Below are 20,292 nucleotides of genomic sequence, written 5' to 3'. Positions count from 1 at the left end.
GATGATGTTTCGAGACATTCAGGAGATGTGGCGATGAAGGGATCGCGTCCAGAACAGGCGGTGTTGAGCCGCGAGACGGACTTGACCAAGACCGAAGACACCCGCCGGGTCATCGAAGGTATGGTCGATGGCCTCAACGACCATCGCATCGGAGACATAGGCGAGTTTTTCGCAGAAAGCTTCAGATGGATGGGCAATTACGGCTGTGGCACCAAAACTGGTTTGCGGGAATTCCAGGACAATTGGCAAAAGCCGTTCCAGGCCGCGTTCTCTGACAAGGTCTGCGTCGATGAGGCCCGCCTCTACATGGGGGAATGGGCGGCGGCATTCGGGCGTCAGGAGGCAACTCATTCCGGCTCCTTCATGGGTATTGAGCCGACCGGCAAACGCGTCGAGATCCGCTACATGGATTTCTGGAAGGTTGTTGACGGCAAGATTGTCGACAACTGGGTCATGGTCGACTTTCCATATGTTCTCTCACAGCTTGGAAAGGACGTTTTTTCAGGCGAAGGCTGGGAAGCCTTTGATCGCGGCGAGCGTGTGCCACCGGCACCGGAAAGGGCAGCTTGAACGGCGCTTTAATATAAGGTGCATACGTATGCATATTCACTCGGGAAAAGAATGAACTCCGGCAGCGGAAGACCAGGGCCTCAGGCGGTTTAAAGGGGATGAAACATGGCGATTGAGTATCTTAAGCGCGGCAAGCCCGAAGCGGAACGGTCTGAAGACGACGCCAAGGTGCGGGCCATTGTCGAAGGCACACTCAAGGATATCGAACTCAGAGGAGACGAAGCGGTCCGGGATTTGTCAGTGAAATTCGACAATTATGCTCCGGACAGTTTCAAACTGACCCCCTCCGAGATTGAAGCGCTGATGAGCCAGGTCTCAGACCGCGACATGGACGATATCAAATTCGCTCAGACTCAGGTGCGCCGGTTCGCTCAAGCCCAGCGCGACTCCATGCTCGACATTGAAGTGGAAACCCTGCCGGGTGTGATCCTGGGTCACAAGAACATTCCCGTCCAATCGGTCGGTTGTTACGTGCCCGGTGGGAAATTCCCGATGGTGGCCTCGGCGCATATGTCGGTCGCCACGGCCTCTGTGGCCGGAGTGCCGCGGATCATCGCTGCAACCCCGCCCTTTAAGGGCGCTCCGAACCCGGCGGTGATTGCCGCGATGCATCTGGGCGGAGCGCATGAGATCTACGTGCTTGGCGGCATACAGGCTGTTGGTGCAATGGCAATCGGCACGGAAACAATTGATCCGGTGCACATGCTGGTTGGACCGGGCAATGCGTTTGTCGCCGAAGCCAAACGGCAGCTTTTCGGCCGGGTCGGCATCGACCTTTTTGCCGGGCCAACCGAAACCATGGTGATTGCCGATGACACCGTAGATGCGGAAATGTGCGCCACCGACCTCCTGGGGCAGGCGGAACACGGCTACAATTCTCCAGCGGTCCTCGTCACAAATTCGCGCAAATTGGCCACTCAGACCCTGGAGGAGATTGACCGGCTTTTGAAGATCCTGCCGACCGCCGATACGGCTGCAAAGTCCTGGGAAGACTATGGCGAGGTGATCCTTTGCGGCACCTATGACGAAATGCTGGCAGTGGCTGACGACATTGCATCCGAGCATGTTCAGGTCATGACCGACCGCGATGACTGGTTCCTGCAGCGCATGACCTGTTACGGGGCCCTGTTCCTCGGTGCCAGAACCAATGTCGCCAATGGAGACAAGGTAATCGGCACCAACCACACGCTGCCCACCAAGAAAGCCGGCCGGTACACCGGAGGGCTGTGGGTTGGAAAGTTCCTGAAGACCCACTCCTATCAGAAAATCCTGACGGATGAGGCGGCCGCGGAGATGGGCGCATATTGCTCACGCCTGTGTATGCTCGAGGGGTTTGTCGGGCATGCAGAGCAGGCAAACATCCGGGTGCGCCGGTATGGCGGCGGCAATGTGCCTTATGGTGAGGCCGCGGAATAATGATGGACACGCATACCCGTCACAAGGCTCTGATCGCTCCGTTGCGGGCGGCCATGTATGATTTCGAGGAAAGTGCTGTCCGCAGAGCGCTACAGGAACTAAGCGCCCCGGATGCCTTGTTCCGTCTGTGCCATCCGTTTGGCGATACCGTCGGCCCTGATGCGTTTTACAACACGGCCTACGCGCCATTGCTCAAAGCGATCCCGGATCTCGAGCGCCGCGATACAATCGTCATGGCCGGGCCGACGGAAAAGGGTGACAACTGGGTTGGTTGCGGCGGTTACTATACCGGGTCATTCGAACGGTCCTGGCTGGATATTCCACCGACCGGCCATCAGGTTTCCTTGAGGTTCCATGAATTTTTCAAGTTTACCGACGGAAAGGTGACCGAATTTCAGGCGCTCTGGGATATTCCTGAGGTCATGATGCAGGCGGGCAGTTGGCCAATGGCTCCCAGCCTTGGCCGCGAGTGGCATGTTCCAGGTCCCGCAACCCAGGACGGTCTGGTACCAGGGCCCTATGACGGCGAGCAGGGGGCTGCGACCTGCTTCCATATCGTCGAAATGCTCGAGTATTTGAAAAAGCATCCGTCGCAGGGCGGGCCTGAAGTGATGGAAATGCCGCGCTTCTGGCATCCGCGCATGAGCTGGTACGGGCCGTCCGGCATCGGGACCGGGCGCGGGATCAGGGGGTTCCGGAATTGGCATCAGATCCCGTTCTTGAGCGGCATGCCGGACCGGGGCCAATATGTCGATGATATCACTTATCATTTCTTTGGAGACCGCAACTATGCCGCTGTGACAGGCTGGCCGAACATGATCCAGACCGTTTCGGATGATGGCTGGATGGGCATTGCGCCATCAGGCAAGCGCATCAGTATGCGCAGTCTCGATTTCTGGCGGGTCGAAAACGGACTGATCCGCGAAAACTGGGTCTTGGTCGATCTGCTCGATGCCTACTCACAATTGGGCGTTGACGTTTTCCGGCGACTCCGGGACTTCAACAAGGCCCGCGCGGGCTTTGACCCAGAAACCGGAGTTGCCTTGTCATGATGGATCTTCCAAAAACCCCGAGCTTTTCCCTAACCGGAAAGAAGGTGCTGGTCACCGGGGCCTCTTCAGGCATTGGCCTTGCCTGCGCCACAGCCCTGGCTGAGGCCGGCGGACATGTGTTTCTGGCGGCCCGGCGGCTTGAAAAGCTGGAAGAGGCCGTTGCGGCGATGACAGCCAGGGGCTGGTCGGCGACGGCACTGCAAATGGATGTCGCCGACGTCATGGATATGCAGGTCAGCGTGTCCAAGAAAGGCCCGTTTGATGTCCTCGTCAACAGCGCCGGGCTTGCCCGCCATTCCCCGGCGACCGAAACGTCGCCTGAAGACTTTGATGCGGTTATGAATGTCAATCTGCGCGGCGCTTATTTCGTCACGCAGGCCGTGGCCGTGGGGTTGCTGAAAGCCGGCAAGACGGGCTCCTTGATTAACATGTCGTCCCAGATGGCCCATGTCGGCGGCATAGACCGCGCGGTCTATTGTGCTTCGAAATTCGCCGTGGAGGGGTTCACCAAAGCCATGGCGCTGGAATTCGGAAAATCAAGGATCCGCGTCAACACCATCTGCCCGACGTTCATCCGCACACCGTTCACTGAGGCCACCTTCGACAACCCGGAAAGGGTCAAGTGGGTCGAAGAAAAAATCAAGCTTGGCCGGACGGGTGTCGTTGAAGACATCATGGGCGCGGTTGTGTATCTCGCCAGCGACGCGTCTGCGCTGGTCACGGGAACATCCCTGTTGGTTGACGGGGGCTGGACGGCAGATTGATGACGGTGGAGAAGGTCACATCGGTGGATGTTGCCAAGCGGGCGGGCGTCAGCCAGTCGGCGGTCAGCCGGGTGTTTACACCCGGTGCCTCCGTTTCCCCGAAAATGGCGGAAAAGGTTCTCAGAGCCGCCGATGAGCTTGGCTACCGGCCGAATGTTCTGGCCCGGTCCCTCATTACCGGAAGGTCCCGGATCATCGGCCTCGTTGTGGCCTATCTTGAAAACCAGTTCTATCCGGATGCCCTGGAAAAGCTGTCGAATGCGCTTCAGGCGCGCGGCTATCACATCCTCGTCTTCATGGTGTCAAACGACGAAGCCGGGATCGATCAGGTTATGGGCGAACTGCTGGACTATCAGGTTGACGGCATCATTACAGCGTCGGTCGGCATGTCGAACGATCTGGCGGCCAGATGTGCCGCGGCCGGGGTTCCTGTCGTGTTGTTCAACCGCGGTCAGGACGACGACCGGCTCAATCAGGTCACCTCGGACAATTTCGAAGGCGGGCGCAAGATCGCGTCCTTTCTGGCCGCCGGCGGGCATCAGAAAATTGCCCACATCGCAGGCTGGTCCGGCGCGTCGACCGGACGGGACCGGGAAGCCGGTTTTCGCGCGGGACTGGAACAGGCGGGGCTGGAGCTGATTGCGTGTATCGATGGCATGTACAAGCGTGAAATTGCTGCCGATGCCGCTCGCAAGCTGTTTGCGGGCACTGACCGGCCTGATGCTGTTTTTGTCGGCAACGACCACATGGCTTTTGCGGTCATGGATGTGCTGCGTTTTGAATTGGGGCTGTCGGTGCCAGGGGATGTTTCGGTTGTCGGCTACGACGATGTGTCTCTGGCGTCCTGGCCTGCCTATGATCTCACGACCTTGCGCCAGCCCTCTAACCGAATGGTCGAGGCTACGGTCACGACGCTGCTCGATTGGATCGAGGAGGGCGGTACACATGTTCAAAAAATCAAGATTGATGGTCCGCTGATGATCCGCGGGTCCGTACGCATACCTGAAGGATGGCCAGATGCAAGGCTTTGACCCGCGCTGGAAAGACTTTCCAGACTACATCATCGGGATCACCAAAGAGATCTGGGAAGACCGCAAGATCGCGACTCTTCATCACTATTATTCCGATAACATCGTTGTTCGTTCGCCCGGGTCGGTGGTGGTCGGCAACAAAGGGGTGATCGGCGCTACGATGGCCACTTTGGCGGAGTTTCCGGATCGCAAGCTGCTTGGCGAGGATGTGATCTGGTCCGGCACACCCGAGGACGGCATGCTGTCATCGCACAGGATAATATCGACCGCGACGCATTTGGGTGACGGCGTTTATGGCGCGGCGACCGGCAAGGCTCTCAAGTACCGGATCATCGCCGATTGCCATGCAATCAACAACCAGATCAACGATGAATGGCTGATACGCGATCAGGGCGCGATCGTGCGCCAGATGGGTTGGGACCCGAAACAATATGCACACGATTTGATCGTGCGCGAAGGAGGGGCGGAGGCCTGCGTTCGCCCGTTTACGCCCGCCATTGACAAGCCCGGCCCCTACATCGGCAAGGGAAACGACAACCAGTGGGGCGCAAAATATGCCAACATTCTGACCCGGATCATGGGGGCGGATATGGCGGCCATCGAAGCTGAATATGACCGCGCCTGCCAGCTTGCCTATCCCGGCGGAACAAACGGTGTTTCCTTCGAGGATGCCGACAGGTTCTGGATGGGGCTGCGCGCCAGCTTTCCCTCCGCGAACTTTAACATTGAACACCAGATTGGCCGCGACGATCCCCTGATGCCGCCGCGCGCGGCGATCCGGTGGTCTTTGCACGGTAAGCATGATGGCTGGGGCGTGTTCGGCGCCCCGACGGGGGCCGAAGTCTATGTCATGGGGGCAAGCCATGCCGAGTTCGGTCCGTGGGGGCTGCGCCGTGAATACGTCCTCTACGACGAAACCGCGATCTGGAAGCAGATCGCCCTTAAGACCGGTTGAATTATTGTTTTCAAGAAAGTTCCGATTATGACCCCAGAGGAAATGGAAACCCGAATCGTCCGCTATGGCGACTTGAAACCGTGCCGGACCGCCTTCATCGATGCGCACACACCCGGTTCCGACCATAAAGAGAATTTCACCATCATCGGCGGCGGGGTGTCCGAAAGTCCTGACCAGCATGTTCACATCAAGGATACACCGGGCTTCAATATCGGCGCGGCTGGTCAGCCACCCAAATGCCGGAATTCGCTTCATTCACACCGGACGGCAGAAGTCTTCTACGTATTGAAAGGCCGCTGGCGGTTCTTCTGGGGGCGCTGGGGCACAGCGGGCGAGGTTGTTTTAGAGGAAGGCGATATCTTCAACATCCCGACCGGTATTTTCCGGGGATTTGAAAACATTGGCACCGACTACGGAATGATCATGGCAATCCTGGGCGGAGATGATGCCGGAGGCGGCGTGATCTGGGCGCCGCAGGTCATCGAAGATGCCAAGGATCACGGTCTGGTGCTTGGTGAAAATGGTGTTTTGTACGACACCAAGAAGGGCCAGACGCTGCCGGCCGGAGTGTGCCCGATGCCGCTTCTCAGCGATGCTGAGTTGAGCGCCTTTCCGGAGCCTGAAAACGATAAGGTCGTACGCGATTATGTAGCGCGATACTGGGACATGATGGCCCTGGCCGCAAAACGGCCGTGCCAGGTCATTGGCGAAACGGGTCTGCTGAAGGACCGGCCCGGTTTTGAGGTCGAATTCTTGACCCGCGGCTCGCTGCCGGAAAATGCCTACAAACTGTCAGCACATGAGATCTTGATGGTCATGCGCGGTCACTGGAAGCTCGGTTGGGCGGGCGGAGAAAAAACGCTCGCGCCGGGAGACACTTGCGCGGTTCCGCCAGGACTTGAACACACGTTGGTCCCGGCGATGAGCGGTGAGGCAAGCCTGTTTCGTGTCATGAATACGGCAGACAAGGCCGGACCGACCTGGACTAACTGAAGGCGCGGAAGCTTTTTTGAAAAATAGCGGGCACAGACGGCTTGTGAGACAACGAGGAAAACGATGGCCAAAATAGAAGTTACTCATGTGGGGTCATTGCCGCGCACACAGGAGGTCGTTGATTTCATCTTTGCGCGGGAGCGCGAAGAGCCCTTCCACCAGGACGCTTTTGATGCGGCAATGGCAAAAGCGGTCTCTGACACGGTCAAGCGGCAAGTTGATGCCGGCGTGACCATTGTCAGCGATGGCGAAACCTCGAAAATATCGTACGCGACTTACGTCAAGGACCGCTACACCGGCTTTTCCGGCGACAGCCCGCGCAACGCCCCTGCGGATCTCAAGCTGTATCCGACCTTTTTGAAACGCCTCGCCGAAAGCGGCGGCACGCCAAAATACGCAAGGCCGATGTGCACCGGGGAGGTGACTTCAAAAGGGCAGGGCGAGCTTGAAAAGGACATCGCCAATCTGAAGGCGGCTATGGCTGAGCACGGAGCGGAGAGAGGCTTCATGAATGCGGCCTCGCCTGGTGTGATTTCGCTGTTTCTGCAAAACGATTTCTACCCGACTCGGAAAGCCTATCTGGATGCGCTCGCCGATGCCATGAAGGCTGAGTATGAGACGATTGTCGCAGCCGGGATGGACCTGCAGCTGGACTGTCCGGACCTGGCTCTGTCGCGGCATATGCTGTTCAACGATTTGTCCGATGATGAGTTCGTGAGGATCGCGGCAACTCATGTCGAAGCCTTGAACCATGCGTTACAAAACATCGACCCCGCACAGGTTCGCATCCATATTTGTTGGGGCAATTATGAAGGCCCGCATGTGTGCGACATCTCCATGGATAAGGTGTTCTCCACGTTGATGGACGCCCGCGCCAGATATGTTCTATTTGAGACCTCCAACCCGCGCCATGCCCATGAATGGACTGTGTTCCGGGACCGGAAGGCGGAAATCCCGGAGGACAAGATCCTGGTTCCCGGTGTGGTCGATACGACGACCAATTTCATAGAGCATCCGCAAGTGGTTGCCCAACGGCTTGAACGCTTCACCGACATCGTTGGCGCGGACCGCGTGATTGCGGGGTCCGATTGCGGGTTTGGCACGTTTGCCGGATATGGCGCAGTGGATCCGGAAATCGCCTATGCCAAGCTTGGAGCCTTAGCCGAGGGAGCTGGGATTGCCGGTTTGAGAGCCGCGGGAGCGGCAGCGTGATCCCATTGCTGCTCATTCCGGGCATGATGTGTGATGCGCGGCTCTATGGTCCGCAACTCGCTTTTTTTTCGAGTCGAATGCCTGTGCATCTTGCGCCGATCACGGCTTATGAAACGGTTCAAGAGCTGGCCTGGGAGATCATCGAGCACAGTCCGGAACGGTTCGCATTGGCTGGCTTGTCCATGGGCGGCATCGTTGCGATGGAGGTGCTGCGCCAGGCGCCTGAGCGCGTCGACCGGCTGGCTCTATTGGACACCAATCCGCGGGCGGAACTGGACGAGGTGAAAAAAAAGCGCGAACCGCAAATCGAAAAAGTGCGCAATGGACAGCTTCTTGAGGTCATGCGGGATGAATTGAAACCGCAATATCTTGCACCGACCGGAAACCGCCAGCCGATCCTGGACTTGTGTATGGAAATGGCACTTGGCCTTGGTCCCGAGGTGTTTGAGCGTCAGTCGCGCGCGCTTCAATCGCGTCCTGATCAGCAGAATGTCCTGATCCAGTGCCGCAAGCCGACGCTCATTCTCATGGGCAAGGAAGACAAGCTGTGCCCGCTCGACCGGCACGAGTTGATGCACGACCTGGTCAAGGGATCGACCCTTGAGATCATTGACGGAGCCGGGCATTTGCCGACGCTGGAACAACCGGACGCGGTCAACCGCGCCCTGGCCGCCTGGATGGAGCTGGAATGACCCCGCAACTGATTGAACTCTTGAAGTCGGTCGACACTCCGACTGTTTGCAATGCCATTGAAGTTGCCGAAGGACAGCGCGGGTTCAACCGCTTTACCCGCGGCACCATGCTGTCTTCCGCGCCAAAAGGCGGCGCCATGGTCGGCTATGCCAGAACAGCGAAGATCGCGGCTGTGGCACCTCCAACCGAACCACCGGAAGTGATCAAGGCCCGGCGGATGGCGTATTACCGCTATATGGCGGAGGGGCTGCGCCCTGCCGTGGCAGTCGTCGAAGACCTCGATTATCCAGATGCAATCGGTGCATATTGGGGCGAAATCAACACCACCGTTCACAAAGGGTTTGGACTGTCCGGAGCGTTGACCAACGGCGTCATGCGGGACCTCGGCGATCTGCCGGACGGTTTTCCTGTGGTCGCAGGGTCGATCGGTCCAAGTCACGGTTTCGTCCATGTGCGCGAGATCGATGTTCCCGTCACAGTCTTCGGCTTGGAGATCCAACCGGGCGAGCTGGTGCATGCCGACCGCCACGGTGCCGTGATCATTGAAGAAAACATTCTCCCAAGGCTTGAAACGGCGATCCGCAAGCTGCTGCAAACGGAGCAATTGATCCTGGCACCGGCGCGTGCACCCGGTTTCAATTTTGAGAAATTTGAAGCAGCTTGGTTTGAATTCGAGAAATCCCGGACCTAAAGCCTAATGATCTGGACCTTGTCTCCGGCAGAGGCTGCCGTAGCGTGAGGCGGCCGCACGATGAGGGCGCCGGATTGGGCCAAAAGGCCGAGCATCGAGCTGTCCTGTTTTTGGAACGGACTTGCGATCGGCTGTCCATCATCTCCAAGGTTCAGGCCTGCCCGGATATAGTCCTGGCGCCGGTCGTTTTCCGGGAGCGGTGCCCCGAGGACGGCATATCCGAATTGAGGCTCTTGGTCGTCGCGGCCAAGCATTTTTGAAAGCAGCGGTTTCAGGAACAGCAGGCCGCAGACCAGGCTAGATACCGGGTTGCCCGGCAAACCAAGCACCTTTGTGTGTCCCAGACGCCCCGCCATCAGTGGTTTGCCGGGGCGCATGGCAATGCGCCAAAATGAGAGATCCATTCCCTCCTTACCAAGCACATCCTGCACCAGATCATGATCGCCCACAGAAGCGCCGCCAAGCGTGACTAGGATGTCGGCTTTGGCCTCCAGCGCGCGGCGGACATGCGAGACGAGCTCCCTAGGGTTATCCCTTGAAATACCGAGATCAAGCGGGGTCCCGCCGCAATCCTCGACCAACGCGGCGATCCCTGCGTGATTGGAGGCAATGATCTGGTCCGGGCCGGGTTCGGCACCGGGCGGCACCAGTTCGTCGCCGGTGGCCAGGATCGCGACAACCGGTTTTCTGCGGACCGGCAACTGCGCGTGGTTCATTGAGGCGGCGAGCGCCAAATCCCGGTAGTTGAGAGACCGGCCTGCGCGCAAAAGCACATCGCCGGTTTTGAAATCGAGGCCGGCGGGTCGGACAAATGCGCCGGCGGCAGGTTGCTCAAGCGCTGTGACCGTTTCTGAAGCGCGGGTTGTGTTTTCTTGAATCAGGATCGTGTCGGCGCCCTCGGGGAGCGGCGCGCCGGTGAAGATCCGGACCGCTTGGCCTGTGCCAACCTTCCCTTGGAATCCATGTCCGGCCGGTGCTTCGCCAATCACGGTAAGCTGCGCCGGGCATGCGGCAAGGTCTTCATGCCGGATGGCATATCCATCCATGGCCGAAACCGCGAACGGCGGCTGGGTCCGTGTTGAGGCGATATTCTCCGCCAGCACCCGGCCATTGGCTTTTGAAAGCGCAATGGTTTCTGCTGGCCTTGCGTCAACTTCATCCACAAGACGGGCAAGGGCCTCGGCGACCGGCATCAACGGGTTTGAGACGGTTTGTTTTCCCCCCATCACGTGCCGCCTGTCCCGCCGTCCTCAACGGTCCAGTGGCCGGACTTTCCACCGGCTTTTTCAAGCAGCCTGATGTCCCCGATGACCATGCCGCGATCAACTGCCTTGGCCATGTCATAAATCGTCAGACAGGCGAGGGAACAGGCTGTCAGCGCTTCCATTTCCACCCCGGTTTGGCCGCTGACTTTTGTTGTTGCACGCACCCGCAGGCCGGGAAGATTGTCGTCTGGTTCGATGTCAATACTGACCTTGGAAAGCATCAGCGGGTGACACAGCGGGATCAGTTCGTGGGTCTTTTTGGCCGCCATAATACCGGCAATCCGAGCAATGCCGATGACATCGCCTTTTTTGGCGTTGCCGGACTTGATCAGTTCAAGCGTTTCGGGGCGCATGGTGACCGAGCCGCCCGCCACTGCGATCCGCGACGTCGATGCCTTGTCCGACACATCGACCATGTTGGCGGCGCCGCTGTCGTCAAGGTGAGTGAGTTTGTCGCCGGTGTCTGTCATGGGGTCACCGTCAGCTAGCTGCAGCCGCGGTCTCGCGGGTTAAAAGAGCCTTTGTTGCTGCGCTCACGTCGTCTTGGCGCATCAGGCTCTCGCCGACAAGAAAGGTCGAAATCCCGACTGTCGCCATGCGGGACAGGTCGGAAGGTGTGAATAGGCCGGATTCTCCGACAACAATGCGCTCGTTCGGAATGCGCGGCGCCAGCGTTTCGCTGGTCTCCAGCCTGGTTTCAAAGGTCTTCAGATTGCGGTTGTTGATGCCCAACAATTTGGAGGACAGCTTCAAGGCCCGCTCCAGCTCCTCCCCGTCATGGACTTCCAGAAGGACGTCCATGCCAAGTTCGAATGCCGTGTCCTCGAGGGCCTTTGCCAAGCCGTCATCGACGGCTGCCAGGATGATCAAGATGCAGTCGGCGCCCCAGGCCCGGGCCTCGTAGACCTGATAGGTGTCATAGAGGAAATCCTTGCGCAGGGCCGGCAGTGCACCGGCATCGCGGGCAGCGCCTAAAAATTCGGGCTTGCCTTGAAAGCTTGGCGCATCGGTCAAGACGGACAGACAGGCAGCTCCGCCATCCTCATAGGCTTTGGCCAGGGCCGGCGGGTCGAAATCCGCCCGTATAAGCCCCTTGGACGGACTCGCCTTCTTGATTTCCGCAATCAGTGCATAGTCACCCGCGTCGAGTTTGGCTTCGATGGCTTTCTGGAAGCCGCGCGGCGCTGCGGTGGAGGCGATCTGTTCCTTGAGCGCCTCAAGCGGCACGGCTGCCTTGGCCGCAGCAATCTCTTCGCGCTTGTAGGCTTCGATTTTCTTCAAGATGTCTGTCATCAGACCCTATCCGTTTGAAGTGGCAACGAGGCGTTCCAGTCGGTCGGCAGCTTCCCCGCTGTCAATCGACTGTGCGGCAAGGGCAACCCCATCGGGCAGGGTATCGCAGGCACCGGCAACGATCAGAGAAGCGGCTGCATTCAACAAAACGATGTCTCGATATGCATTTTTAGCACCGCTCAGGACCTCGCGCAGCGCCTTTGCATTTTCCGCAGGTTCGCCACCCTTGAGATCCGCAGCGTTTGCGATCGGCAAACCTGCGTCTTCCGGTGTAATTTCGAATGAGTGGACGAGGCCGTCCTTCAGTTCGGTCACGAAGGTCGGCCCGGTGGTCGTGATCTCGTCCATGCCGTCCGAGCCGTGAACCACCCAAACCCGTTCGGACCCAAGGGCTTTCAGCGCCTCGGCGACAGGTTCAACCCATTTTTTCGCAAACACGCCCACCATTTGGCGTTTGACGCCAGCCGGATTGGACAACGGGCCAAGCAGGTTGAAAATGGTGCGGGTGCCCATTTCGACACGCGTCGGCCCGACATGTTTCATCGCCGAATGATGCAGTGGCGCGAACATAAAACCGATGCCGGCTGTCTTGATGCAGTGAGAGATTTTTCCGGGGCCGATGTCGATATTGATGCCAAGCTCAGCCAGAGCTTCCGCAGAGCCGGATTTGGAGGACAGAGACCGGTTGCCGTGTTTTGCCACCGGGATGCCGCAACCGGCGACCACGATGGCCGTGCAGGTCGAAATGTTGTAGCTGCCGGAGGCGTCGCCGCCGGTGCCAACGATGTCGATCGCATTTTCGGGTGCCGTCACCGGCAACATCTTGGCCCGCATGGTGGCAACCGCGCCGGTCACCTCGTCGATGCTCTCGCCGCGGACCCGCAAGGCCATCAAAAATCCGCCAAGCTGCGAGGGCGTAGCAGCGCCCGACAGGATGATTTCAAACGCGGCTCGGGCTTCTTCGGCATTCAGGGAATGGCCGTCGGCAACCCGCGCAATATAGTCTTTAAAGCTGCTCATGATGCTGCCCGCTTAACCGAACCGTCATTGCTGGTTGTTGAGACCAATAACCTGTGCCACGGCCGCATTGTTGACCTCGACACCAGCTGTTTGCTCAATGTCGGCGATGTATTGGTTCATCATGGAGTCTTGCAGCTGCTGTGCCAGTTGCTGGCCGAGCGCCTGCACATCCTGAGCTTCGGCAAAATAGGCTGGTGTGCCGACGCTGGTGACCACAACAATCAACCGGCCGCCGCTTTCACCTTGCGCTTCAACGTTTGCAACGTGTCCTTGGGGCCCGGCGAAAATGTCGGGAAGGGCGCCACGCCCGATCGCGCCTTGAGCCGTATCGCGCGTCAAGCCGGTTTCGGTTCCGACTGTCAAGCCTTCACGTTCGGCCAGTGTTTCCAGATCCGCGCCGGCATTCAGTTCTTCCATGATGGCTTCGGCACGGGCGGACAACTGCGATTGTGCCTCGTCTTCTTTCCAGGCCTCGATGACGTCAGGCTGCACCTCATCAAGGGTCCGGTCGCGCGCAGGAGTGACTTCTGTCACTTCGTACCAGAGGTACCCGGTACGCCCCATGGTCAACGGGTCGTTTTCGATGCCGATGTCGCTGTCGAAGGTTCCGCTGATCAAGCCGTTGACTTCTGGAAGGCTGACTTCATTGCTATTCGCGTCCAACGCGGACTGGTCAAACGCTGCCGGTTCGCTCAAAGGCAGGGAGAAGCGGTCGCTGATTTCGGCAAGCAGGGCGCCGCCGGCACGCGCGTCCTCAATTTCTGTCAGGAGGTCAAGCACTTCGCGTTCAGCTTGTTCGGCCGCCAGCGTGGCCTTGATTTCGTCTTTTACGTCCTCAAACGGCTGAGTGCTCGCCGGTTTTACGTCCGTGACATTCAAGATGACTGGACCGAAGCGGCCATCCACAACGCCGCTGGTCATGCCAGCGTCCAGCTCAAAGGCAGCCTGGCCGATGGTTTCGTCCAGAAAGTCGGACTGCTCCATCAAGCCAAGTGACACGTCGCTGTTCGACAGGCCGCGCTCTGCCATGAGCGCATCGAATGTCTTACCGCCATCAATTTCCTGAGCGGCGGCCTGAGCCTCGTCTTCGGACTGGAAAACCATCTGCCGGACATCCCGGCGTTCCGGCGTGAAATAGCGCTCCTGATCACGCTCGTACTCGGCACGAGCGTCCTCGTCGGTAATGTCGTCGGGCCGTGCAACCGTTTCCGGGGTCAACTCTAGAAGCACGATCTTGCGATACTCCGGCGCGCGGAACGCTGTCGAGTTGGCGTTGAAATAGCTCTCAAGTGCTTGGGTGCCGGGATCTGAAATCACTGCGGCATCTTGCGGTGTCAGTTCGACGAAAGCGATGTCGCGGGTTTCATTTTGATATTGGTAGAGCGCTTCAACATATGCCGATGGTGCCACCATACGGCCTGTCAGCCCCTCTGCCAGCTGCTGGCGTTCAGCGAGCTGGCGCCGTTCAATCACATATTCGTCTTCGCTCAAGCCGTTGCTGCGCAGAATTTGCGCCAGCAGCGCCCGGTCATAGCCGCCGCCGGGGCGTTGGAAGGCCGGGTCCTGCTGTATCAGTTCGGCAAGGCGCTGGTCGGACACGCTGAGCTTCAGGTTGCTCGCGCGCTCGTTCAGCGCAGCTTCGGCAACCAGGCGGCCAAGTGTCTGCTGGGGGATGCCGAATTGAGCGCCTTCGGTTGTCGACAGCGGGCGTCCCAATTGCTGACCGATCCGGTTCAATTCCTGCCGGTAAGCGCGGTCAAAGGAAAACGCGGAGATTTCCGTATTGCCAACTTTGGCGGCGACGTTCTGTCCGAACCCGGTGAATATGTCCGCAACACCCCAGATGGCAAAGCTCATGACCAGCAGGGCGATAAAGATTTTGGCAACCCAGGTGCCCGCACCCTTGCGCAACGCGTTGAGCATATTGTCTCCCGTAACTTCCTGATTTCCCGGCGCCGTTCTCTTAAACCGGTTGTCTCCGGCACCCGCCGGAGCGCGCGGATCATAATGAGCGCTGCCGGGTGCTGCAAGGGACCGGCCGAGAAATCCGCACTTGCCCGTGGGGCTTGAATTTTTGTGCCGTGTGAGCGCGAATTTGCGTTATACCCCGGCACCGGAATCAATTTGAAGACGTGCCGGAGGATTGAATGGCTGTGCAGATCAAGCCGCTTGTTGCGGGAAACTGGAAGATGAATGGTTTGAAGGCCGCCCTGGGCGAATTCTCAAAACTGTGTGAACACGCCTCCGCAGATCTGGCCGCTGCCACCGATCTCATGATCTGCCCGCCCGCAACCCTTCTGGGCGCGATGGCCGCATCGGCACAGGAAACCGCCATATCTGTTGGGGGGCAGGATTGCCACATGGCAGAAAAGGGCGCGCATACCGGCGACATTTCAGCGGAGATGCTTGCTGATTCGGGGGCGGTCGCAGTCATTGTCGGCCATTCGGAGCGCCGAGCAGATCACGGCGAAACCGACGACACTGTTGCCGCCAAGGCGCAGGCCGCCTGGCGCGCGGGTTTGGGTGCAATCATCTGCGTGGGCGAAACCGAAGCGGAGCGCAAAGCGGGTAAGGCGATCGAAGTCGTCTCTGGGCAGCTGGCTGGTTCGGTGCCCGTTGGTGCGACGGCCGACAATACGGTGATCGCGTATGAGCCGGTGTGGGCGATCGGAACCGGACTGACGCCGACGGCCGAAGATGTCCGCGAAATGCATGAGAGCATCCGCAAAACGCTTGCCGCGCGGTTCAAGGAACACGGCGAGGGTATGCGGATTTTGTATGGCGGTTCGGTCAAGCCTGCAAATGCTGCCGAACTGCTGGCCGTGCCGAATGTCAATGGAGCCCTTGTGGGCGGCGCGAGTCTCAAAGCGGACGACTTTTTGGGAATTGCGGCGGCTTACGGATAACAAGCTCGACAAGTCAGGCCTTGAAACCCACATGAGAGGGTAGAAAGGCGGGCAAGAGTGGTGTAGAAGGCCGCCAAACTCGAACAATAAGACTGGTACTCGATGGAAACCGTAGTCATCGTAATCCACCTGATGGTCGTTTTGGCCCTGGTGCTCGTGGTTCTTTTGCAACGCTCCGAGGGCGGCGCCCTTGGTATGGGCGGCGGTGGAGGCGGCGGCGGTGGCTTCATGTCCAGCCGCGGAACCGCGAACGTGTTGACACGTGCCACAGCCTTGCTTGCGGTCGCCTTTTTTGCGACATCGCTCGGCCTCAGCCTTATTGCGAAAAACAGCGATGCTCCGTCTTCGGTTCTCGATGCGGTGCCGGCGACCACGAATCAGCCGAATGTTCCGGCAACAGATGGTGGTGAAGGCGGCGGCATTCTCGATTCCCTGCGCCAGCAAAGCGAACCTTCCGGACCACAAGTCCCGGCGGCCCAGTAAGCCGCCGCCCGGGCGGGATGCCCGGTTCACCGACATTAGTGCCCTGCGTTGTCATCGCGGGGCATTTTTATGTGCTTATTGAAAACTCCCGGTGGTCAAGCGGCCATTGGCAAAGATATGGTATTGCTCCATGGCGCGATACATTTTCATCACTGGCGGCGTGGTTTCCTCGCTTGGAAAAGGTCTGGCTTCAGCGGCTTTGGGCGCGTTGTTGCAGGCCCGTGGGTATAAGGTCCGGCTGCGCAAGCTGGATCCATATTTGAACGTGGATCCGGGCACGATGAGCCCCTATCAGCACGGCGAGTGTTTTGTGACCGACGACGGCGCGGAGACAGACCTCGACCTAGGGCACTATGAGCGGTTTACCGGTCGTCCGGCGAACCAGCAGGACAACATCACCACCGGGCGCATCTATCAGGACATCATCGCCAAGGAACGCCGCGGCGATTACCTCGGCGGGACCGTGCAGGTCATTCCGCATGTCACCGATGCGATTAAGAATTTCGTCCTGGACGGCAATGACGAATATGATTTCGTTCTGGTAGAGATCGGCGGCACCGTCGGCGATATCGAAGGCCTGCCGTTTTTCGAAGCGATCCGCCAGCTTGGCAACGACCTGCCGCGCGGCGATGCCGTTTATGTGCATTTGACCTTGATGCCCTACATCCCGGCTGCCGGCGAAATGAAAACCAAACCAACGCAGCACTCCGTTAAAGAACTGCGGTCGATCGGGATCCAGCCTGACATTTTGATGGTCCGCTGTGACCGGCCGATCCCTGAGACCGAACGGCGGAAATTGTCGTTGTTCTGTAATGTGCGCGAGACGTCGGTCATTCCGGCCTATGACGTCAAGTCTATCTATGACGTGCCGATTGCCTACCACAAGGAAGGTCTGGACCGGGAGGTGCTGGAAGCGTTCGGTATCAAGGGTGCCCCGGCGCCGGTCCTTGATCGCTGGGAGGGCATATCCGAGCGTGTTGCCAACCCGGAAGGCGAGGTCAATATCGCCATTGTCGGAAAGTATACGGTTCTCAAGGATGCGTATAAGTCGCTTATTGAGGCGCTTGTCCATGGCGGCATCGCCAACCGTGTGAAGGTCAATCTGGAATGGATCGAATCCGAGACCTTCGAGAAAGAAGACCCAAGCCCCTATCTGGAAGGCGTACACGGTATCCTTGTGCCCGGGGGGTTTGGCGAGCGCGGGGCGGAAGGCAAGATTGCGGCGGCCAGGTTCGCGCGGACCCATCATATTCCGTATTTCGGCATCTGTTTCGGCATGCAAATGGCGGTGCTCGAGGCGGCCAGAAATCTGGCCGGCATTGAGAAAGCAAATTCAACTGAATTTGGCCCCTCGGAAGAACCGGTCGTCGGTTTGATGACCGAGTGGACCAAGGGCAATCAAAAGGAAACGCGTGTCGAGGACGGCGATCTTGGCGGAACCATGCGCCTGGGAGCCTATACGGCGGCCCTGAAACCGGGTTCGAAAATTGCCGAAATCTACGGGGCCACTTCCGTGTCGGAGCGCCATCGCCACCGGTATGAGGTCAATATCGGGTACCGAGAGCAGCTGGAAAAAAGCGGGCTCGTGTTTGCTGGCACATCGCCAGACGGTGTGTTGCCCGAAACGGTCGAGATCGAGGATCACCCCTGGTTTATCGGAGTTCAATACCACCCGGAGCTGAAGTCCAGGCCATTTGAGCCCCATCCGCTGTTCGCGTCGTTTGTTGGCGCGGCGCTTCAGCAAAGCCGGCTGGTCTGACGAAAGGACGTGGGGTGAATATGGTTCGCGGTCTGGATCATCTCGTCGTTGCGGTGAAGGATCTCAATGCTGCTGCGGCGGCGTGGGAAGATCTCGGCTTTACGGTAACACCCCAGGCTTTCCATCCATGGGGGACGACCAACCGGCTGGTTCAGCTCGACGGATTTTTTGTCGAGCTGTTGTCGGTGGCCGAAGCGGCCAAAATCCCGCCGTTCGAGGGCAAATCGTTTTCCTTCGGCCGCTTCAACCAGGAATTTCTGGAAAGGCGCGAAGGCGCTTCGATGATCGTTCTGGAAAGCCAGGATCCAGCCAGGGACCGGCAAGATTTCGAACGCCTTGGTCTTCGGGTTTTTGATCCGTTTTCTTTCGAACGCACGGCAACGTTTCAGGACGGAACAACCGGCAAAGTCGGGTTTGATCTGACCATTGTTGGCAATCCGGCGGCCCCTGGGCTTGGCTTTTTTACCTGCCATAACCGGTATCCGGATGTGTTCTGGCGCCCGGAGGCCAAAATTCACCCAAATGGCGCGAAAAGCGTTGACCACATCATCATGGTCGATGCCGATCCCTCCGATCACCATGAATTTCTCGGCGGCTTCACCGGCCAGCGTGAAATGCGCGCCACCAGCCTGGGCTTGGAGCTGAAAACTCCGCGAGGCACCATCACGGTGCTGTCTCCGGTCGCATACCGGCAACTGACTGGCGAATCCGCCCCCGAAGCGCTGCCATCTATCGCAGCGCTCGCGATCGGATGTGCGGGGCTCGAAACGCGGCACGTTTATCCGGCAGAAAAAATGAACGGGCTGACGCTGATTCTAGAGCCGCTCAAGGCCATTTCATAGGGCATAAGACCGCCAATTGGGCGGCTTAGCGGTTTAGCCAGCAAAACCGGCCACATACTTTTGCTGTTTGGAGACGGCTTTCTCCTAGGATAAGGCCTTGTTGTCGCACCGGAAGTCCGGCTAGTGTAAGGGCAGATTTCCAGCGGTTTTCATGAAACCGCTTGCGCGGAGCATCTGCCATGTCCTTTTTCACCGGTCGCCCAAATCGATCTGTCCGCCTTTCCGTAGCTGTTCTCGGTGTCCTCGCGCTTGCAGCGTGCAGTGACGACAGCGGCCAGCAGCAATCCGCAAGCCCGCCGCCGCCTTCCGTGAGTGTCGTGGCCGCAGTGAACAAGCAGATTCAGCAGAGCGTCAGTTTTGTCGGGCAGGTCGCAGCTGTCGATGAAGTGAACCTGGTGGCGCGGGTCAGCGGCTTCCTGGAGAAAAAGGAGGTCGAAGATGGCGCCGTCGTGAAGCAGGGCGAACTTCTGTTCCAGATCGAAAAGCAGGAATACGAAGCCGCGCTGGAGCGGGCAAAAGCGGATCTGGCAAGTTCAAAAGCCGATGCGGCCCTCAAGGCCGCCGACGAAAAGCGGGACAAGGACTTGCTTGAAAAGGGGCATGTTTCAGAAGCTGCCTATGAGGCGACACTGGCCCAAAAAGAACAGGCAGACGCGGCAGTGCAGGCTTCTGACGCTGCGCTGAAACAGGCAGAGCTCAATCTCAGTTACACGGATGTTAAAGCGCCGTTTCCCGGACAAATTGGCAAGACGACCTATTCGGTCGGGGAAGTGGTCGGACCCAACACACAATCGCTGGCGCGTTTGATCCAGCTGGCGCCGGTCTATGTCAATTTTTCGGTGAGCGAATCTGAATACCTGGATGCAGTACAAAAGCACCAGATCGATCCAACGGATCCTACCGCGGGCACGCCACCCAAGCTGCGCCTTGTGCTTCCCAACGGCCAGGACTATGGCGAAACGGGCGAAATCGTCTTCATCGACAACCGGGTTGATCCGCAGACCGGCACGATTGCCATGCGCGGAAAATTTGAAAACGCGAACAATCAACTGCTCGCCGGGGTATATGTCACTGTGATCATTGAGGCGCCGCAGGAGACCACAGCGCTGGTCATTCCTCAGGCCGCGATCCAGCGCGATCAAAAGGGCCCATTTGTGCTGGTGGTGAACAGCGAGCAAACCGTCGAACAACGCTCTGTCACTTTGGGCGCGCAGACCGGCGCAGACTTCGTCGTCACGAAAGGCCTTCAGGAGGGCGAGACCGTCATTGTTCAAGGTCTCCAGAAAGTCCGGCCCGGCGTGCCGGTAAACGCGGTTCTGGCAAACCAGCCGGAGGCGCAAAGCTAAT

Annotated in this window: 20 protein-coding genes; 15 read left to right on the top strand and 5 right to left on the bottom strand. The window is 58.7% G+C overall.

Annotated elements, in window-relative coordinates:
- The first annotated feature begins 33 nt into the window (after nucleotides 1-33).
- From JM93_RS03295 to JM93_RS03250, 10 genes are all read left to right on the top strand, one after another.
- Nucleotides 34-570, top strand: a complete 537-nt coding sequence (locus JM93_RS03295) for an ester cyclase (protein WP_145340613.1) — start codon at nucleotides 34-36, stop codon at nucleotides 568-570.
- A gap of 105 nt (nucleotides 571-675) precedes the next feature.
- A complete protein-coding gene (gene hisD / locus JM93_RS03290; protein ID WP_145340612.1) occupies nucleotides 676-1,986 on the top strand; it encodes a histidinol dehydrogenase in 1,311 nt (436 codons plus the stop codon).
- Nucleotides 1,986-3,038 carry an ester cyclase gene (locus JM93_RS03285; RefSeq protein ID WP_145340611.1) on the top strand — a complete coding sequence of 351 codons (1,053 nt, stop codon included), beginning with the start codon at nucleotides 1,986-1,988 and terminating at the stop codon, nucleotides 3,036-3,038. The genes hisD and JM93_RS03285 overlap by 1 nt, the downstream gene beginning before the upstream one ends.
- A complete protein-coding gene (locus JM93_RS03280; protein WP_170230493.1) occupies nucleotides 3,035-3,802 on the top strand; it encodes an SDR family NAD(P)-dependent oxidoreductase in 768 nt (255 codons plus the stop codon). Before JM93_RS03285 ends, JM93_RS03280 begins: the two co-directional genes overlap by 4 nt.
- The gene (locus JM93_RS03275; protein WP_145340610.1) at nucleotides 3,802-4,833 is read left to right on the top strand and encodes a LacI family DNA-binding transcriptional regulator; all 1,032 of its coding nucleotides are present in this window, start codon (nucleotides 3,802-3,804) and stop codon (nucleotides 4,831-4,833) included. The genes JM93_RS03280 and JM93_RS03275 overlap by 1 nt, the downstream gene beginning before the upstream one ends.
- Nucleotides 4,820-5,788: a nuclear transport factor 2 family protein gene (locus JM93_RS03270; protein WP_145340609.1), complete on the top strand. Its 969-nt coding sequence runs from the start codon at nucleotides 4,820-4,822 to the stop codon at nucleotides 5,786-5,788. Before JM93_RS03275 ends, JM93_RS03270 begins: the two co-directional genes overlap by 14 nt.
- Before the next feature lie 27 nt (nucleotides 5,789-5,815).
- A complete protein-coding gene (locus JM93_RS03265) occupies nucleotides 5,816-6,781 on the top strand; it encodes a cupin domain-containing protein (RefSeq protein ID WP_145340608.1) in 966 nt (321 codons plus the stop codon).
- Nucleotides 6,782-6,844: 63 nt separating this feature from the next.
- Complete coding sequence (locus tag JM93_RS03260; protein WP_145340607.1) at nucleotides 6,845-7,993, top strand: cobalamin-independent methionine synthase II family protein; 1,149 nt, start codon at nucleotides 6,845-6,847, stop codon at nucleotides 7,991-7,993.
- Nucleotides 7,990-8,685 carry an alpha/beta fold hydrolase gene (locus JM93_RS03255; protein ID WP_145340606.1) on the top strand — a complete coding sequence of 232 codons (696 nt, stop codon included), beginning with the start codon at nucleotides 7,990-7,992 and terminating at the stop codon, nucleotides 8,683-8,685. The genes JM93_RS03260 and JM93_RS03255 overlap by 4 nt, the downstream gene beginning before the upstream one ends.
- Nucleotides 8,682-9,377 carry an RraA family protein gene (locus JM93_RS03250; protein WP_145340605.1) on the top strand — a complete coding sequence of 232 codons (696 nt, stop codon included), beginning with the start codon at nucleotides 8,682-8,684 and terminating at the stop codon, nucleotides 9,375-9,377. Before JM93_RS03255 ends, JM93_RS03250 begins: the two co-directional genes overlap by 4 nt.
- On the opposite strand, the gene JM93_RS03245 is transcribed toward JM93_RS03250, so the two are convergent.
- From JM93_RS03245 to JM93_RS03225, 5 genes are read right to left on the bottom strand one after another with little or no spacing between them, the layout of a single operon-like run.
- A complete protein-coding gene (locus JM93_RS03245; RefSeq protein WP_145340604.1) occupies nucleotides 9,374-10,603 on the bottom strand; it encodes a molybdopterin molybdotransferase MoeA in 1,230 nt (409 codons plus the stop codon). The two genes, JM93_RS03250 and JM93_RS03245, sit on opposite strands and share 4 nt — an antisense overlap.
- A complete protein-coding gene (moaC, locus tag JM93_RS03240) occupies nucleotides 10,603-11,112 on the bottom strand; it encodes a cyclic pyranopterin monophosphate synthase MoaC (protein WP_145340603.1) in 510 nt (169 codons plus the stop codon). The genes JM93_RS03245 and moaC overlap by 1 nt, the downstream gene beginning before the upstream one ends.
- A 10-nt stretch (nucleotides 11,113-11,122) precedes the next feature.
- Nucleotides 11,123-11,935 (bottom strand): indole-3-glycerol phosphate synthase TrpC, encoded by an 813-nt coding sequence (trpC, locus tag JM93_RS03235; RefSeq protein WP_145340602.1) that lies wholly within the window; start codon nucleotides 11,933-11,935, stop codon nucleotides 11,123-11,125.
- A 6-nt stretch (nucleotides 11,936-11,941) separates the two neighbouring features.
- Nucleotides 11,942-12,955 carry an anthranilate phosphoribosyltransferase gene (gene trpD / locus JM93_RS03230; protein WP_145340601.1) on the bottom strand — a complete coding sequence of 338 codons (1,014 nt, stop codon included), beginning with the start codon at nucleotides 12,953-12,955 and terminating at the stop codon, nucleotides 11,942-11,944.
- A 24-nt stretch (nucleotides 12,956-12,979) separates the two neighbouring features.
- Complete coding sequence (locus JM93_RS03225) at nucleotides 12,980-14,878, bottom strand: SurA N-terminal domain-containing protein (protein ID WP_145340600.1); 1,899 nt, start codon at nucleotides 14,876-14,878, stop codon at nucleotides 12,980-12,982.
- A 224-nt stretch (nucleotides 14,879-15,102) separates the two neighbouring features.
- Between JM93_RS03225 and tpiA the strand changes: the two genes are divergently transcribed.
- From tpiA to JM93_RS03200, 5 genes are all read left to right on the top strand, one after another.
- Nucleotides 15,103-15,861, top strand: coding sequence for a triose-phosphate isomerase (gene tpiA / locus JM93_RS03220; RefSeq protein WP_145340599.1), 759 nt, complete (start codon nucleotides 15,103-15,105; stop codon nucleotides 15,859-15,861).
- 102 nt (nucleotides 15,862-15,963) lie between these two features.
- Nucleotides 15,964-16,344, top strand: coding sequence for a preprotein translocase subunit SecG (gene secG / locus JM93_RS03215; protein WP_145340598.1), 381 nt, complete (start codon nucleotides 15,964-15,966; stop codon nucleotides 16,342-16,344).
- A gap of 130 nt (nucleotides 16,345-16,474) precedes the next feature.
- Nucleotides 16,475-18,103: a CTP synthase gene (locus tag JM93_RS03210; protein WP_145340597.1), complete on the top strand. Its 1,629-nt coding sequence runs from the start codon at nucleotides 16,475-16,477 to the stop codon at nucleotides 18,101-18,103.
- Nucleotides 18,104-18,123: 20 nt separating this feature from the next.
- Nucleotides 18,124-18,945, top strand: coding sequence for a VOC family protein (locus JM93_RS03205; protein WP_145341036.1), 822 nt, complete (start codon nucleotides 18,124-18,126; stop codon nucleotides 18,943-18,945).
- Nucleotides 18,946-19,124: 179 nt separating this feature from the next.
- Nucleotides 19,125-20,291, top strand: a complete 1,167-nt coding sequence (locus tag JM93_RS03200; protein WP_145340596.1) for an efflux RND transporter periplasmic adaptor subunit — start codon at nucleotides 19,125-19,127, stop codon at nucleotides 20,289-20,291.
- Nucleotide 20,292: the final 1 nt, after the last annotated feature.

It is taken from the genome of Roseibium hamelinense, from assembly GCF_007830545.1.
Lineage (GTDB): Bacteria > Pseudomonadota > Alphaproteobacteria > Rhizobiales > Stappiaceae > Roseibium > Roseibium hamelinense.
This window is presented reverse-complemented; position numbering and strand designations above follow the sequence as displayed.

Bases quoted from the DNA above. Each gene is read 5' to 3' on its own strand.
- JM93_RS03295 (WP_145340613.1), top strand. From the start codon at position 34: ATGAAGGGATCGCGTCCAGAACAGGCGGTGTTGAGCCGCGAGACGGAC.
- hisD (WP_145340612.1), top strand. From the start codon at position 676: ATGGCGATTGAGTATCTTAAGCGCGGCAAGCCCGAAGCGGAACGGTCT.
- JM93_RS03285 (WP_145340611.1), top strand. From the start codon at position 1,986: ATGATGGACACGCATACCCGTCACAAGGCTCTGATCGCTCCGTTGCGG.
- JM93_RS03280 (WP_170230493.1), top strand. From the start codon at position 3,035: ATGATGGATCTTCCAAAAACCCCGAGCTTTTCCCTAACCGGAAAGAAG.
- JM93_RS03275 (WP_145340610.1), top strand. From the start codon at position 3,802: ATGACGGTGGAGAAGGTCACATCGGTGGATGTTGCCAAGCGGGCGGGC.
- JM93_RS03270 (WP_145340609.1), top strand. From the start codon at position 4,820: ATGCAAGGCTTTGACCCGCGCTGGAAAGACTTTCCAGACTACATCATC.
- JM93_RS03265 (WP_145340608.1), top strand. From the start codon at position 5,816: ATGACCCCAGAGGAAATGGAAACCCGAATCGTCCGCTATGGCGACTTG.
- JM93_RS03260 (WP_145340607.1), top strand. From the start codon at position 6,845: ATGGCCAAAATAGAAGTTACTCATGTGGGGTCATTGCCGCGCACACAG.
- JM93_RS03250 (WP_145340605.1), top strand. From the start codon at position 8,682: ATGACCCCGCAACTGATTGAACTCTTGAAGTCGGTCGACACTCCGACT.
- JM93_RS03245 (WP_145340604.1), bottom strand. From the start codon at position 10,603: ATGGGGGGAAAACAAACCGTCTCAAACCCGTTGATGCCGGTCGCCGAG.
- moaC (WP_145340603.1), bottom strand. From the start codon at position 11,112: ATGACAGACACCGGCGACAAACTCACTCACCTTGACGACAGCGGCGCC.
- trpC (WP_145340602.1), bottom strand. From the start codon at position 11,935: ATGACAGACATCTTGAAGAAAATCGAAGCCTACAAGCGCGAAGAGATT.
- trpD (WP_145340601.1), bottom strand. From the start codon at position 12,955: ATGAGCAGCTTTAAAGACTATATTGCGCGGGTTGCCGACGGCCATTCC.
- JM93_RS03225 (WP_145340600.1), bottom strand. From the start codon at position 14,878: ATGCTCAACGCGTTGCGCAAGGGTGCGGGCACCTGGGTTGCCAAAATC.
- tpiA (WP_145340599.1), top strand. From the start codon at position 15,103: ATGGCTGTGCAGATCAAGCCGCTTGTTGCGGGAAACTGGAAGATGAAT.
- secG (WP_145340598.1), top strand. From the start codon at position 15,964: ATGGAAACCGTAGTCATCGTAATCCACCTGATGGTCGTTTTGGCCCTG.
- JM93_RS03210 (WP_145340597.1), top strand. From the start codon at position 16,475: ATGGCGCGATACATTTTCATCACTGGCGGCGTGGTTTCCTCGCTTGGA.
- JM93_RS03205 (WP_145341036.1), top strand. From the start codon at position 18,124: ATGGTTCGCGGTCTGGATCATCTCGTCGTTGCGGTGAAGGATCTCAAT.
- JM93_RS03200 (WP_145340596.1), top strand. From the start codon at position 19,125: ATGTCCTTTTTCACCGGTCGCCCAAATCGATCTGTCCGCCTTTCCGTA.